This is a genomic window from Mycobacterium sp. 3519A, assembly GCF_900240945.1.
Classification (GTDB): domain Bacteria; phylum Actinomycetota; class Actinomycetes; order Mycobacteriales; family Mycobacteriaceae; genus Mycobacterium.
Window position 1 is genome coordinate 744,805 of sequence record NZ_OESG01000013.1, and the last position, 13,903, is coordinate 758,707.

15 protein-coding genes are annotated in these 13,903 nt (G+C 68.0%); 13 read left to right on the forward strand and 2 right to left on the reverse strand.

The genetic code is table 11. The annotated features are described in order from the left end of the window. Nucleotides 1-22 precede the first annotated feature (22 nt). Together glmS and C1A30_RS11430 are read left to right on the forward strand one after the other, a co-directional pair. Entirely contained in the window at nt 23-1,891 is a 1,869-nt protein-coding gene (glmS, locus tag C1A30_RS11425; RefSeq protein ID WP_101948443.1) for a glutamine--fructose-6-phosphate transaminase (isomerizing), read from the forward strand. Further along, nucleotides 1,891-2,772, forward strand: a complete 882-nt coding sequence (locus tag C1A30_RS11430; RefSeq protein ID WP_235009819.1) for an alpha/beta fold hydrolase — start codon at nt 1,891-1,893, stop codon at nt 2,770-2,772. Before glmS ends, C1A30_RS11430 begins: the two co-directional genes overlap by 1 nt. Here the strand turns inward: C1A30_RS11430 and C1A30_RS11435 are convergent. Next, the gene (locus tag C1A30_RS11435; RefSeq protein WP_101948444.1) at nt 2,761-3,630 is read right to left on the reverse strand and encodes an alpha/beta fold hydrolase; all 870 of its coding nucleotides are present in this window, start codon (nt 3,628-3,630) and stop codon (nt 2,761-2,763) included. The genes C1A30_RS11430 and C1A30_RS11435 overlap by 12 nt on opposite strands. Before the next feature lie 84 nt (nt 3,631-3,714). On the opposite strand from C1A30_RS11435, the gene C1A30_RS11440 reads away from it, so the two are divergent. Genes C1A30_RS11440 through C1A30_RS11450 form a run of 3 tightly spaced genes read left to right on the forward strand, consistent with a single transcriptional unit; the run spans nt 3,715 to nt 7,034 of the window. Next, nucleotides 3,715-4,185 (forward strand): CGNR zinc finger domain-containing protein, encoded by a 471-nt coding sequence (locus tag C1A30_RS11440; protein WP_101948445.1) that lies wholly within the window; start codon nt 3,715-3,717, stop codon nt 4,183-4,185. A 41-nt stretch (nt 4,186-4,226) separates the two neighbouring features. After that, the gene (locus C1A30_RS11445) at nt 4,227-5,639 is read left to right on the forward strand and encodes an NAD(P)H-hydrate dehydratase (RefSeq protein ID WP_101948446.1); all 1,413 of its coding nucleotides are present in this window, start codon (nt 4,227-4,229) and stop codon (nt 5,637-5,639) included. Nucleotides 5,640-5,651: 12 nt separating this feature from the next. Next, nucleotides 5,652-7,034 (forward strand): glutamate decarboxylase, encoded by a 1,383-nt coding sequence (locus C1A30_RS11450; protein ID WP_101948447.1) that lies wholly within the window; start codon nt 5,652-5,654, stop codon nt 7,032-7,034. On the opposite strand, the gene C1A30_RS11455 is transcribed toward C1A30_RS11450, so the two are convergent. Then, a complete protein-coding gene (locus C1A30_RS11455) occupies nt 7,031-7,735 on the reverse strand; it encodes a TMEM165/GDT1 family protein (protein WP_101950131.1) in 705 nt (234 codons plus the stop codon). The two genes, C1A30_RS11450 and C1A30_RS11455, sit on opposite strands and share 4 nt — an antisense overlap. Before the next feature lie 351 nt (nt 7,736-8,086). Between C1A30_RS11455 and alr the strand changes: the two genes are divergently transcribed. The 8 genes from alr to groES all read left to right on the forward strand — a co-directional run bounded on the left by alr (nt 8,087) and on the right by groES (nt 13,826). Next, complete coding sequence (alr, locus tag C1A30_RS11460; protein ID WP_101950132.1) at nt 8,087-9,256, forward strand: alanine racemase; 1,170 nt, start codon at nt 8,087-8,089, stop codon at nt 9,254-9,256. Then, the gene (locus C1A30_RS11465) at nt 9,253-10,374 is read left to right on the forward strand and encodes an alpha/beta fold hydrolase (RefSeq protein ID WP_235009821.1); all 1,122 of its coding nucleotides are present in this window, start codon (nt 9,253-9,255) and stop codon (nt 10,372-10,374) included. The genes alr and C1A30_RS11465 overlap by 4 nt, the downstream gene beginning before the upstream one ends. Then, nucleotides 10,367-10,834 (forward strand): tRNA (adenosine(37)-N6)-threonylcarbamoyltransferase complex ATPase subunit type 1 TsaE, encoded by a 468-nt coding sequence (gene tsaE, locus C1A30_RS11470; RefSeq protein ID WP_101948448.1) that lies wholly within the window; start codon nt 10,367-10,369, stop codon nt 10,832-10,834. Before C1A30_RS11465 ends, tsaE begins: the two co-directional genes overlap by 8 nt. Beyond that, nucleotides 10,819-11,412, forward strand: coding sequence for a tRNA (adenosine(37)-N6)-threonylcarbamoyltransferase complex dimerization subunit type 1 TsaB (gene tsaB, locus C1A30_RS11475; RefSeq protein ID WP_101948449.1), 594 nt, complete (start codon nt 10,819-10,821; stop codon nt 11,410-11,412). Before tsaE ends, tsaB begins: the two co-directional genes overlap by 16 nt. Beyond that, nucleotides 11,409-11,861, forward strand: a complete 453-nt coding sequence (gene rimI, locus C1A30_RS11480) for a ribosomal protein S18-alanine N-acetyltransferase (RefSeq protein WP_101948450.1) — start codon at nt 11,409-11,411, stop codon at nt 11,859-11,861. Before tsaB ends, rimI begins: the two co-directional genes overlap by 4 nt. Beyond that, complete coding sequence (gene tsaD / locus C1A30_RS11485) at nt 11,858-12,883, forward strand: tRNA (adenosine(37)-N6)-threonylcarbamoyltransferase complex transferase subunit TsaD (protein ID WP_101948451.1); 1,026 nt, start codon at nt 11,858-11,860, stop codon at nt 12,881-12,883. Before rimI ends, tsaD begins: the two co-directional genes overlap by 4 nt. Further along, nucleotides 12,880-13,341 (forward strand): nuclear transport factor 2 family protein, encoded by a 462-nt coding sequence (locus C1A30_RS11490; protein WP_101948452.1) that lies wholly within the window; start codon nt 12,880-12,882, stop codon nt 13,339-13,341. The genes tsaD and C1A30_RS11490 overlap by 4 nt, the downstream gene beginning before the upstream one ends. Nucleotides 13,342-13,523: 182 nt before the next feature. Then, nucleotides 13,524-13,826: a co-chaperone GroES gene (gene groES / locus C1A30_RS11495; RefSeq protein ID WP_015305122.1), complete on the forward strand. Its 303-nt coding sequence runs from the start codon at nt 13,524-13,526 to the stop codon at nt 13,824-13,826. Nucleotides 13,827-13,903: the final 77 nt, after the last annotated feature.

Consider the following 13,903-nt stretch of genomic DNA (forward strand, 5'->3'; position numbering starts at 1 on the left):
TCTTGCACTACCCTGAATGGCTATGTGCGGAATCGTCGGATACGTCGGGCAGCGTCCTGCCTGTGACATCGTCGTGGACGCACTGCGCCGGATGGAGTACCGCGGCTACGACTCGGCAGGGGTGGCGCTGTTCGACGGCCGTGGGGGCATGACCGTGCGCCGAAAGGCCGGTCGGCTCGCCAACCTGGAGGCCGCGCTCGCCGAAACGGACGACGTCTGCCTCGCAGGCAGCACCGGACTCGGCCACACCCGGTGGGCGACCCACGGCAGGCCCACCGACCGCAACGCGCACCCGCATCGCGACGCCGCAGGCAAGATCGCCGTCGTCCACAACGGCATCATCGAGAACTACGCGCCGCTGCGCGCCGAGTTGGAGGCGGCGGGCGTCGAGTTCGCCAGCGACACCGACACCGAGGTCGCGGTGCACCTGGTTTCTCGCCAGTACCACCACGGCGACACCGCAGGCGACTTCGTGGCCTCTGTGCTGGCGGTGCTGCGCCGGCTCGAAGGCCATTTCACGCTGGTCTTCGCCAACGCAGACGCGCCGGGCATGATCGTCGCGGCCCGCCGCTCCACGCCGCTGGTCGTCGGGGTCGGCGAGGGCGAGATGTTCATCGGCTCCGACGTGGCCGCGTTCATCGAGCACACCCGCGACGCCGTCGAACTCGGCCAGGACCAGGCGGTCGTGATCACTCCTGACCGCTACGAGATCTTCGACTTCCACGGCAACGCCGACGAAGCCAACGCCCGCCCCTTCCACATCGACTGGGACCTGTCGTCCGCCGAGAAGGGCGGCTACGAGTACTTCATGCTCAAGGAGATCGCGGAGCAGCCCACCGCGGTCGCCGACACCCTGCTCGGCCACTTCGCAGGTGGCCGCATCGTGCTCGACGAGCAGCGGCTCTCCGACCAGGAACTGCGCGAGATCGACAAGGTTTTCGTGGTCGCGTGTGGCACCGCCTATCACTCCGGGCTGCTGGCCAAGTACGCCATCGAGCATTGGACGCGGCTGCCCGTCGAGGTCGAGCTGGCCAGTGAATTCCGTTACCGCGACCCGGTTCTGGACAGCCACACGCTGGTCGTCGCCATCTCGCAGTCCGGCGAGACCGCCGACACGCTGGAGGCGGTGCGGCACGCCAAGGAGCAGAAGGCCAAGGTGCTGGCCATCTGCAACACCAACGGCAGCCAGATCCCGCGCGAGTGTGATGCGGTGCTCTACACCCGCGCCGGGCCGGAGATCGGCGTCGCGTCGACCAAGACGTTCCTCGCCCAGATCGCGGCGAATTACCTTGTCGGACTCGCCCTTGCCCAGGCCAGAGGCACCAAGTACCCCGACGAGGTGGAGCGCGAATACCGCGACCTGGAGGCGATGCCCGAACTGGTTTCGCGGGTGCTGGAGACCGCCGAACCGGTCGCCGCACTGGCGCATCGGTTCGCGCAGTCATCGGCGGTGCTGTTCCTCGGCCGCCACGTCGGCTATCCGGTCGCCCTTGAAGGCGCGCTCAAGCTCAAGGAACTGGCGTACATGCACGCCGAAGGCTTCGCCGCCGGTGAGCTCAAGCACGGTCCGATCGCGCTGATCGAAGACGACCTTCCGGTGATCGTCGTGATGCCGTCGCCGAAGAACGCCCCGACGCTGCACGCCAAGCTGCTGTCGAACATCCGGGAGATCCAGGCGCGCGGCGCCATCACCCTGGTCATCGCCGAGGAGGGCGACGACACCGTCCGTCCCTACGCCGATCACCTGATCGAAATCCCGGCGGTGTCAACGCTTTTCCAGCCGCTGCTGTCGACGATCCCGCTGCAGATCTTCGCCGCCGGTGTTGCCCAGGCCCGCGGCTACGACGTGGACAAGCCGCGTAACCTGGCGAAGTCCGTCACCGTCGAGTAGTGCCGCGCGTCGGACGCTTCAAGAACCGGCGAGCCCGCGCGCACTTCGAAGGCGTGTACGAGGCCGCGATGGCGCAGCTGCCCGCAGCCGAGTCTACCGATGTGCCAACGTCGTTCGGCACCGTGCGGACGTACCGGTTCGACGGCGCAACGGCCGCTCCGCCAGTCGTCGTGCTGCCAGGACGCAACGCATCGACACCCATGTGGCGCAGCAACGTTGGCGCGCTACTCGAACATCGCACGGTCATCGGCGTCGACCTGCTCGGTGAGGCAGGAATGTCGGTGCAGGACAAGCCGATCACCGGTCCCGACGACGAGGCGGCGTGGCTCGACGAGGTACTCGCCGGGCTCGGGCTCGAGCACGCGCATCTGATGGGCGTGTCCATCGGGGGATGGACCGCGGTGAACTACGCCGTGCGACGGCCGGGCCGCGCCGCGTCGCTTGTGTTGCTCGACCCGGTCATCACCTTCGCGCCGATTCCGATGAAGACAGCGCTGGTGTCTGCGGCCATGTTCTTGCCCGTTCCCGAGCCGTTGCAACGCCGGGTGTTCAGCTGGATCGGCGGCGGAGCCGATGTCGACGACTCGGTTCCCGAGGCCGCGCTGATCTCGGCCGCAGCCAACGATTTCGTCATCCGTAAGGCGATGCCGAAGATGTTCACCGACGAGCAGTTGCGTTCGCTGGACGTGCCGGTGCTGGCGCTGATCGCCGGCCGAAGCGTGATGCACGACGCCGCCCGCGCGACGGCACGGGCGCGAAATCTGCTATCGAGCGGACATGTAGAGCTGTGGCCCGACGCATCGCACGCCATCAACGGCGAGTACCCGGCCGAGATCGCTAAAACCGCGGCAACGTTCTGGGACGGCGTGTCAACCGACTAGGTGCCGCTCCAGGAAGGGGCGGACCAGGGCGACGACTTCGGCCAGTCGGCTCTCGAGCAGGAAGTGGCCGCCGTCGAGCAGGTTGATCTCGGCCGTCGGCAAGTCACGTGCGAACGCCACTGCGCCGTCGGGTCCGAAGATCTGGTCGTTGCGCCCCCACACCGCCAGCAGCGGCACCTGCGAGGTACGGAAGTATTCGTGCACGCTTGGATACAGGTCGACGTTGGAGCTGTAGTCGGCGAACAGTTCGAGCTGTGCGGCCACCCGCTGCGGGCTGCTCGCCACCGCCCAATGCGCGTTCACCCAGGCATCGGGATCGACCACCGAGGGATCCGAAACACCATGCGTGAACTGCCATTTGACCCCGTCGGGGCTGATGAAGAACAGCAACGGCGCGGCGTTGGCCTCGGACCGCTCCCGGCCATAGGTGAACAGCGGCTCCATCACGTCGCCGACGAAACCCTCGACGTAGGCATTGCCGTTCTGCGTGATGATCGCCGCGATGCGGTCGGGGTGGCGCAACGCCAACCGCCAGCCCACCGGGGCGCCGTAGTCCTGGACGAAGATCGCGTACCGGCGCAGGCCGAGGTGATCCAGCAGCGCGTCGACATGGTCGGCGAGGTTGTCGAAGGTGTAGGAGAAGTCGTCGACGTCCGGTACCTCGGAGTGCCCGAAGCCGGGGTAGTCGGGGGCAATGACGTGATAGCGGTCGGCGAGCGCCGGAATGAGGTTGCGGTACTGGCTCGAACTGTTCGGGGTGCCGTGCAGCAGGACGACGGCCGGCGAGGACGGTGAACCCGCCTCGCGGTAGAAGATCGTGCGCCCGGCGATCCCGGCGAAGCGATGACGAGTGACCATTTCTAACCCCTTCGAATAGGTATGATGGTTAGACGAAAGTAACATCCTTGAACCTAACCTGTCAATATCTTTATGATGGTTAGCATGAGCGTGACAGTGGACTGGCAGATCGTGCTGCTCGACCTACTCAACACGACGCCGGTGGTCGACGGTGAGATGGTCGATCTACTCGACGGGCGCTGGCTTCGCGCGCACGGCGGACCCAAGGACGTCGATGAGGTTCGGACCGTGCGCGACGATCTGCAGCGAGTCGTCCGGATGGAAGCCGACGCATCGGTGCTGCGCCGCTACCTCGCCGATGCGCACAAGGTGCCCGACATCGGGCCCGACGGGGTCCAGTGGTCGCTGGAGGCCGATTGGCCGGCACGCGTCGTGCTGGCATGGGGCGAACTGGAGCGGGAGATGCCCGGGCGGTTGCGCCCGTGCGCCAACGACGACTGCAGGCTGTTCCTCCTCGACCGCTCCCGCGCCGGCACCGCCCGCTGGTGCTCGATGAGCGGATGCGGCAACCGGATGAAGGCGCGTCGCCACTACAACCGGACCCGCCGGGGCTGAAACGTCGCTGTCAAAGTCCCAGTCATGGAATCCTGGCTGGGATGCGGCACTACTACACCGCCGACGAGATCCGCGAAGCCGAAGCGCCGCTGCTCGCGTCGCTGCCAGAGGGTGGCCTCATGCGTCGGGCCGCGTTCGGGTTGGCCACCGCGATCGCCCGCGAACTGATCCTGCTGACCGGCGGCATCGCGGGCCGCCGGATTTGCGCCGTGGTCGGTTCCGGTGACAATGGCGGCGACGCGCTGTGGGCCGCGACCTTCCTGCGCCGCCGCGGCGCCGCCGCCGACGCCGTGCTGCTCAATCCCGAGCGTGCGCACAAGGCGGCGCTCGCCGCGTTCACCCGAGCCGGCGGCAGGCTGGTGGAAAGCGTCTCAGCGACAACCGATCTGGTCATCGACGGAGTCGTCGGCATCTCCGGCTCCGGACCGTTGCGAACGGCTGCGGCCGAAATCTTCGCCGACGTGCACGCCCCGGTCGTCGCCGTCGACATCCCCAGCGGCATCGACGTGCACACCGGTGCCACCGACGGTCCGCACGTACACGCATCCCTGACGGTGACCTTCGGTGGGCTGAAACCCGTTCACGCATTGGGTGAATGCGGTCGCGTCGAGTTGGTCGACATCGGACTGGATCTGCCGTCCACCGACATGCTCGGATTGGACGCCGCCGACGTCGCCGCACTGTGGCCGGTACCGGGACGCAGCGACGACAAGTACACCCAGGGCGTCACCGGCGTCCTGGCCGGCTCGGCCACCTATCCCGGCGCAGCGGTGCTGTGCACCGGGGCCGCCGTCGCCGCCACGTCCGGCATGGTCCGTTATGCCGGATCCGCTGGCCCGCAGGTTCTTTCGCAGTGGCCCGAGGTCATCGCCGCGTCGACCCCACAAGCATCGGGCCGAGTGCAGGCGTGGGCTGTCGGCCCTGGCCTCGGCACCGACGAGACCGGGGCGGCCGCGCTGTCCTTCGCTCTGGCCACTGATCTGCCCGTCATCGTCGACGCCGACGCGCTGACCATCCTGGCGGCGCACCCCGAACTCATCGACGGCCGCGCAGCGCCGACCGTATTGACGCCCCATGCAGGCGAATTCGCACGGTTGGCCGGATCGCCGCCAGGCGCGGACCGGGTGGCCGCCACCCGCGCACTGGCCGACAGACTCGGCGCCACGGTGCTGCTGAAGGGCAACGTGACGATCGTCGCCGAACCCGGGGGACCGGTCTACCTCAACCCGGCCGGCCAATCCTGGGCCGCGACTGCGGGATCCGGTGACGTGCTGTCGGGCATCATCGGGGCACTGCTGGCCGCGGGGCTGCCGACCGGGCAGGCCGCCGCCGCGGCCGCGTTCGTACACGCACGCGCCGCCAATCTGTCCGCCGCAGATCCCGGACCGCGTACCGCGCCGACGTCGGCGTCGCGCATCCTCGCTCATGTTCGTGCCGCTATCGCCTCGCTATAGAAAGGACTTGCCATGCCGCGCAAGCTGACTCACGCCCCAAGCATCACCCCCGCCTACACCGGGCGACTGGCGATGGCGCCGGTGCCGTCGCTACGGCTGCCCGACGACGCGATGGATCCCGATGCGGCATACCGCTTCATCCACGACGAGCTGATGCTCGACGGCAGCAGCAGACTGAACCTCGCGACGTTCGTCACCACCTGGATGGACCCTCAGGCCGAGCGGCTGATGGCCGAGACCTTCGACAAGAACATGATCGACAAGGACGAGTACCCGGCCACCGCCGCGATCGAGCAGCGTTGCGTCTGCATGGTGGCCGACCTGTTCCACGCCGAAGATCTGCGCGACGACGACCCGTCCAGCGCGGTGGGGGTGTCGACCATCGGATCCAGTGAGGCGGTGATGCTCGCGGGCCTGGCGATGAAGTGGCGGTGGCGCGAACGCGTCGGTAACGACTGGAAGGGCCGCACGCCGAATCTGGTGATGGGCGCCAACGTGCAGGTGGTGTGGGAGAAGTTCTGCCGCTACTTCGACGTCGAGCCGCGCTATCTGCCGATGGCCGAAGACCGCTACGTGATCACTGAAGAACAGGTGCTGGACAACGTCGACGAGGACACCATCGGCGTGGTGGCGATCCTGGGCACCACCTTCACCGGTGAGCTGGAACCGATCGCCGAGATCTGTGCTGCGCTGGACAAACTCGCCGCCGACGGCAGCAGCGACATCCCGGTGCACGTCGACGCGGCCAGCGGCGGTTTCGTGGTGCCGTTCGTGCACCCCGATCTGGAGTGGGATTTCCGGCTGCCGCGGGTGGTCTCGATCAACGTCAGCGGGCACAAGTACGGCCTGACCTACCCGGGCATCGGATTCGTCGTGTGGCGCAGCAAGGAGTACCTACCGGAGGACCTGGTGTTCCGGGTCAACTATCTCGGCGGCGACATGCCGACGTTCACGCTGAACTTCTCCAGGCCGGGCAACCAGGTGGTCGGCCAGTACTACAACTTCCTCCGGTTGGGCCGAGAGGGTTACAGCCAGGTGATGAGCTGTCTGTCGACCACCGCACGCTGGCTGGGTGATCAGCTGCGTGCGAGTAGACACTTCGAGGTGGTCTCCGACGGTTCGGCGATTCCGGTGGTCAGCTTCCGGCTGGCCGGGGACTTCGGCTACACCGAGTTCGACGTCTCGCACGCGCTGCGCGCCTACGGCTGGCAGGTGCCCGCCTACACCATGCCGACGGGCGCGGAGGACATCACGATGCTGCGCATCGTGGTCCGGGAGGGCTTCTCCGCCGACCTGGCCAGGGCGCTGCACGACGACATGACCACCGCGCTCAACCACCTCGACGAGCTCAAGCCCGGTGGCCACTTCGACGAGGTGCAGCCCTTCGCGCACTAAACCTCGACGGTCTCCGCGGGCCGGGGGCGCATCACCGCGGGCCGCCAACGCGGCGGCAACGCGAACAGTGCGGCCGCTGTGACCGCCACGGCGCCGAGGGCAATGCCGCCGATCACCGGTGCTGGGGCCGTCCGGAACACGCCCTCACCAAGCAGGTAGGCGCCGAAGAACAGGAACAACCCGGCCGCCGCGAGCTGGATGGCCCGCTCGGGAAGATGTTTGCCTGCCAGCGCGCCCACCACGATGGCGAGCGCGTCTGCGGCCACCATGCCGAGGGTGGAGCCGATCCACACGCCCACCCAGTCGTGGTCCGCGGCGAGCGTCACGGTCGCCAACATGGTTTTGTCGCCCAACTCGGCAAGCAGGAAGGCCGACGTGACCGCGAAGAACGCCGGTGCGGTGGACCGCTGGGCGCGGGTGGCCTCGTCATCGGAAAGGCTGTCGCCGCGCAATGTCCACAAGCCGAACAGGACGAACGCCACGCCGCCCAGCAGGCCCAGCAGGTGTGTCGGCAACGCTGCGCCCAGATAGTGGCCGACCGCGACGGAAATCAGGTGCACCGCGGTGGTGGCGACGGTGATTCCGGCAAGCACCACCCACCAGCGGTGACGCAGCGCGAAAGTCATCGCCATCAGCTGAGACTTGTCGCCCAACTCCGCGACGAAGATGACGGCGAAGCTCAACAGCAGGGCGGCGAACACCAACAACTCCTCGGTCGGTGGCTGGCGCCCGGAGGAATCGGGAGACACCTCCGGCCGACAACCGAAACGGTCATCCGGCCGAAGGTCTCGCCCACCGGTGGTGGTGCCGGTCCGGGTGACCGGGCCTGAGCCGAAGCTGCAAAGCCAGTATGTCGATCACCCGATTCGGGGCTACTCCCCTTCGTTGCAGCCATGCTACGCAGGGCGCGGAGGTCGATGCAACTCGGGCCGGTTCCAAAGCCGTTCTGGCCCAATAAGTTTGGGTTACGACGCAGAAAAGTTTGGGTACCCTTATTTCGTTGTCAGCCCGACCGCGACCGCTGGTGCCGCGGGTCTGGGACAATGGCGACGATGACCCGAACCACCGAGCTTTCGACGACTCCGATCGCGGCCGCCGAGGCCGTGGTCGATCTCGACGCGATCGCTCACAACGTCCGCCTGCTGCGGGAACGAGCCGGATCGGCCCAGGTCATGGCGGTCGTCAAGGCCGACGGCTACGGCCACGGCGCCGCCCACGCCGGCCGCGCGGCGCTGGCCGCAGGCGCCGCCGAACTGGGCGTGGCCACCATCGAGGAGGCGCTCGCGCTGCGCCGCGACGGCATCTCCAGTCCCGTGCTGGCCTGGCTACACAGGCCCGGCGCCGACTTCGGTCCCGCCCTGCAGGCCGACGTCGAGATCGCCGTGTCCTCGGTGCGCCAACTCGAAGACCTCCTCGACGCCGCACAGCGGACCGGCCACCCGGCGACCGTCACCGTCAAGGTCGACACCGGCCTGAGCCGCAACGGCGCCAGCGCTGCGGAGTATCCCGAGATGTTGCCGATACTTCGTCGCGCACAGGCCGACGGCGCGGCCCGGCTGCGGGGCATCATGTCGCACCTCGCCCACGGTGACGATCCGGAGAACCCCTTCAACGACGTACAGGCGCAACGGCTCACCGACATGGTGGCGCAAGCCAAGGAGCAGGGGGTGCGCTACGAGCTTGTGCACCTGTCCAACTCGCCGGCCGCGCTGACCCGCCCTGACCTGGCGTTCGACATGGTCCGGCCCGGCATCGCGGTGTACGGGCAGACGCCGATTCCCGAGCGCGGCGATATGGGGCTGCGGCCGGCCATGACGCTGAAATGCCCTGTCGCACTGGTCCGCCCGGTGCGCGCCGGCGACGGGGTGTCCTACGGCCACACCTGGGTCGCGGAACGTGACACCACGGTGGCGCTGCTGCCAATCGGCTACGCCGACGGGGTGTTTCGGACGTTGAGCGGACGGATTGACGTGCTGATCAACGGTCGACTGCGGCGCAATGTCGGCCGCATCTGCATGGACCAGTTCGTGGTCGATCTCGGTCCCGGCGACGTCGACGTCGCCGAGGGGGACGACGCCATTCTGTTCGGCCCCGGCGCCCACGGCGAGTCGACCGCACAGGACTGGGCCGACCTGCTCGGCACCATCAACTACGAAGTGGTTACCAGTCCCCGCGGCAGGGTCACCCGGAAGTATCGCGGAGCGGCGGGCCAAAGTCGTTGACTGACAACGAAATCACGCCGCCACGCAGCCGACGGTCTCCGGCGCCCTGGTTGGCTGGCGCCGCCGGGTTGACAGCGGTCGGCTCCGCGGCGGGCGTCTCCGTCGCCAGGTCGCTGCGCCGACGGGTGATGACCGATGATCCCTACGAGAACGAGGACTTCGAACTACTCGAGGCCGACCGCAGCCACATCGTCACCACCCCCGACGGCGTGGACCTCGCGGTGCGTGAAGTCGGCCCGCAGGACGCGTTCGTGACGGTCGTCTTCGCACACGGTTTCTGTCTGCGGATGGGCGCCTTCTACTTTCAGCGCGCACGACTGGCCGAGCAGTGGGGCAGGCAAGTCCGCATGGTGTTCTACGACCAGCGCGGCCACGGCCACTCGGGTCAGGCGTCACCCGAGTCCTACACCGTCGAACAACTGGGCCGGGACCTGGAGACCGTGCTGGCGGTGATGGCGCCGCGCGGGCCCGTGGTGCTGGTCGGGCACTCGATGGGCGGGATGACCGTGCTGTCGCACGCCAGGCAGTTTCCGCATCGCTACCCGACGCGGGTCGTCGGCGCCGCGATCATCGCCTCTGCCGCTGAAGGGGTTTCGCGGTCGCCGCTCGGCGAGATCCTGAAGAATCCCGCCCTCGAAGCGGCTCGGTTCGCCGTGCGCTACGCGCCGAAAACGGTGCACCGCACCCGCGGCGCCGCCAAGTCGGTGATCGCGCCCATCCTGCGGGCCGCCTCCTACGGCGACGAGAAGATCAGCCCGAGCGTCGTCGCGTTCTCCGAGAAGATGATGCACGACACCCCGATCGCCACCCTGGTCGAGTTCCTGCATGCGCTGGAAGTCCACGACGAGACGGCAGGGCTGGCGACGCTGGCGAAGGTGCCCACGCTGATCGCGTGCGGCGACCGCGACCTGCTCACGCCGATGGAGTATTCGCAGCACATGGCGGCCGCGTTGCCCAAGTCCGAGCTGGTGATCGTCGGCGGCGCAGGGCATCTGGTGCAGCTCGAGCAGCCGGAGGCGATCGACGACGGTCTGGGGAGGCTGGTCGAGCGGGCCCCCCCGTCCAAGTTGGTCGCGCTCCCCCGCCGTGTGCGAGAACGGGTACGCAACCATGGCTGAGCGCCCCTCTGGCACCGCCGAACTCGCCACTGCCGACGACACCATCGCGCTGGGTGCGCGACTTGGCACGGATCTTCGCGCAGGCGACGTGGTGGTGCTCTCCGGCCCGCTGGGGGCGGGAAAGACGGTGTTGGCCAAGGGCATCGCCACGGCGCTGGATGTGGAAGGACCGGTGATCTCGCCGACGTTCGTGCTCGCGCGGGTGCACCGCGCCCGGAAAGCCGGTGCTCCGGCGATGATTCACGTCGACCTGTACCGGTTGCTCGACCACGGCTCCGTCGACCTGCTCGCCGAACTCGATTCGCTGGACCTCGACACCGATCTCGACGACGCCGTGGTGGTGGTCGAGTGGGGTGAAGGCCTTGCGGAACGGCTCTCGGACAGCCACCTCGACGTCCGGCTCGAACGTGGACCCGACACCGAAGTGCGGACCGCGATCTGGCATTGGAGCCGGCGGTGACCATTGTCCTGGCCATCGACACGGCCACGCCCGCGGTGACCGCGGGGGTGGTCCGACTTGACGGCGTGCATGTCCTCGGCGAACGCGTCACAGTCGACGCCAGGGCGCACGCCGAGCAGTTGACGCCCAACGTGCTCGGCGCGCTGGCTGATGCCGGCCTGACCGTCGCCGATCTCGATGCCGTGGTAGTCGGTTGCGGCCCAGGGCCTTTCACCGGCCTGCGGGTCGGCATGGCCACGGCCGCGGCGTACGGTCACGCGTTGGGCATTCCGGTGCACGGGGTGTGCAGTCTCGACGCGATCGGCGTTTTCACCGCGGGGGACGCGCTCGTCGTCACCGATGCCCGCCGCAGGGAAATCTATTGGGCGCGCTACCGCGACGGTGTCCGCGTCGAGGGCCCTGCCGTCAACGCACCCGCCGATGTGCCCGGCGCGGAACAGGAATTGACCCGCCCACCGGTGTATCCGACCGTGTCGGGTCTGGTGCGCGCGGTCGCCGACTGGGCGGCCGAGCCCGCGCCGTTGGTGCCGCTGTACCTGCGCCGCCCCGATGCCAAACCGTCGGTGGTGACCAAGTGAACGTCGTCTACACCGCGTTGACTCGCGACGACGTGGCCAGGTGCGCTGAGTTGGAGGCGCAACTGTTCGAGGGCGACGATCCGTGGCCCGCCCGGGCGTTCCTCGCCGAGTTGGCCGCCAAGCACATCCACTACGTGGCCGCGCGAGTCGACCAGAAGCTCGTGGGTTACGCAGGCATCTCGCGGCTCGGCCGAAAGAAGCCGTACGAGTATGAGATTCACACGATCGGGGTCGACCCTGCCTATCAGGGCCACGGCATCGGCAGGCGAATGATGACCGAACTGCTCGAGTATGCCTCGGAAGGAACGGTTTTCCTGGAGGTCCGCACGGACAACCTGCCCGCGATCGCACTGTACGAGAGCCTGGGATTCGTCAACGTCGGCCTGCGCCGGCGGTACTACCGGGCCAGCGGCGCCGACGCATACACCATGAGACGGGATCCGCAATGACGACCATCCTGGCCATCGAAAGCTCGTGCGACGAAACAGGTGTCGGCATCGCGCGACTCGACGGGGACGGCGCCGTGACGCTGCTCGCCGACGAGGTGGCGTCCAGCGTCGACGAACACGCCCGGTTCGGCGGCGTCGTGCCAGAGATCGCGTCGCGCGCCCACCTCGAGGCGCTCGGACCCACCATGCGGCGCGCGTTGCAGGCCGCCCAGATCGACAAACCGGACATCGTCGCCGCCACCATCGGCCCTGGGCTGGCTGGCGCGTTGTTGGTGGGGGTGGCTGCGGCCAAGGCCTATTCGGCCGCGTGGCAGGTGCCGTTCTACGCCGTCAACCATCTCGGCGGCCACCTCGCCGCCGACGTTTACGACCACGGCCCGCTCCCGGAGAGCGTGGGCCTGCTGGTGTCCGGCGGGCACACCAACCTGCTGCACGTGCGGTCGCTGGGCGAGCCGATCGTCGAACTCGGCAGCACCGTCGACGACGCCGCGGGGGAGGCGTACGACAAGGTCGCGAGGCTGCTCGGGCTGGGCTATCCCGGCGGGAAGGTGCTCGACGACCTGGCACGGACGGGTGATCGCGAGGCCATCGTGTTCCCGCGGGGCATGACCGGGCCTCGCGACGACCCGTACGCGTTCAGCTTCTCGGGGCTGAAAACCGCTGTCGCCAGGTATGTGGAGAGTCATCCCGACGCGCCGCAGGCCGACGTGGCTGCCGGCTTCCAGGAGGCGGTGGCCGACGTGCTGACGCTCAAGGCCGTGCGCGCCGCGAAGGAACTGAACGTGTCGACGCTGCTGATCGCGGGCGGGGTGGCCGCCAATTCGCGGTTGCGTGAGCTGGCGCAGCAGCGGTGTGAGGCCAACGGGTTGACGCTGCGGATTCCGCGACCGCGGCTGTGCACCGACAACGGTGCGATGATCGCGTCGTTCGCGGCGCATCTGATCGCGGCGGGGGCGTCGCCGTCGCCGCTCGACGCGGCCAGCGACCCGGGGCTGCCGGTGGTGAAGGCTCAGGTCGCATGAGCGACAAAGTGGAGATCGCCGAGCTGCTGTACCGCTACGCCGAGCTCATCGATGCCGGCGACTTCGACGGGGTCGGGCAGTTGTTGGCCCGCGCGAGCTTCGGCGGAACGGGTCCGCAGGGCGTCTCGGGGGCCGAGAACATCGCCAAGCTGTTCGCGACGACCACGCGTCGCTACCCCGAGCACGGCAACACCCCGCGCACCCGGCATCTCGTCCTGAATCCGATCATCGAGGTCAGCCCGCAGCGAACCGCCACCGCCAGGTCCACCTTCTGCGTCGTCCAGCACACCGAGACCGTGCCGCTGCAGCCGATCGTCGTCGGTCGCTACTTCGACCGGTTCAGCTGCTCCACCGATGATCCAGCCGGCTGGTACTTCACCGAGCGCAAGGTCGACGTGCAGATGATCGGGGACGTGTCCGCCCACCTGATGGTCGATCCGACGGGCTTGGAGAAGTAGGCACCGGGGTGACCTTGAGTGCTAGCACTCTCCTGTATAGAGTGCTAGGTGGCAGGCGGCCAAACCCTGCTCCGGCACCCGCGACGACGGCGCGAGGGCGCGGACGCATGCCGAACACCTGTAATGCTGGCATCCGGGGGTTGGCTCCGGATCAACAACCCGAACTACTGGAGGGCTCCATCGTGGCGAGCGTGAACATCAAGCCACTCGAGGACAAGATCCTCGTACAGGCCAACGAGGCCGAGACCACAACCGCATCCGGTCTGGTCATCCCCGACACCGCCAAGGAGAAGCCGCAAGAAGGCACCGTCGTCGCAGTTGGCCCAGGCCGCTGGGATGAGGACGGCGAGAAGCGGATTCCGCTGGACGTCTCCGAGGGCGACGTCGTCATCTACAGCAAGTACGGCGGCACCGAGATCAAGTACAACGGCGAGGAGTACCTGATCCTGTCGGCCCGCGACGTACTGGCTGTCGTCAACAAGTAGGCACTCGTGTCCCGCCCCGGAGATCCCCGTACCCACGGGTGATGTCCGGGGCGGAACGCGTCATACCGGAAGACTTT

What these genes read in the sequence shown, in the direction of transcription:
- alr (WP_101950132.1), top strand. Translation starts at nt 8,087, where the DNA reads ATGACCCGAACCACCGAGCTTTCGACGACTCCGATCGCGGCCGCCGAG.
- tsaE (WP_101948448.1), top strand. Translation starts at nt 10,367, where the DNA reads ATGGCTGAGCGCCCCTCTGGCACCGCCGAACTCGCCACTGCCGACGAC.
- glmS (WP_101948443.1), top strand. Translation starts at nt 23, where the DNA reads ATGTGCGGAATCGTCGGATACGTCGGGCAGCGTCCTGCCTGTGACATC.
- C1A30_RS11435 (WP_101948444.1), bottom strand. Translation starts at nt 3,630, where the DNA reads ATGGTCACTCGTCATCGCTTCGCCGGGATCGCCGGGCGCACGATCTTC.
- C1A30_RS11450 (WP_101948447.1), top strand. Translation starts at nt 5,652, where the DNA reads ATGCCGCGCAAGCTGACTCACGCCCCAAGCATCACCCCCGCCTACACC.
- C1A30_RS11490 (WP_101948452.1), top strand. Translation starts at nt 12,880, where the DNA reads ATGAGCGACAAAGTGGAGATCGCCGAGCTGCTGTACCGCTACGCCGAG.
- C1A30_RS11440 (WP_101948445.1), top strand. Translation starts at nt 3,715, where the DNA reads ATGAGCGTGACAGTGGACTGGCAGATCGTGCTGCTCGACCTACTCAAC.
- tsaD (WP_101948451.1), top strand. Translation starts at nt 11,858, where the DNA reads ATGACGACCATCCTGGCCATCGAAAGCTCGTGCGACGAAACAGGTGTC.
- C1A30_RS11445 (WP_101948446.1), top strand. Translation starts at nt 4,227, where the DNA reads ATGCGGCACTACTACACCGCCGACGAGATCCGCGAAGCCGAAGCGCCG.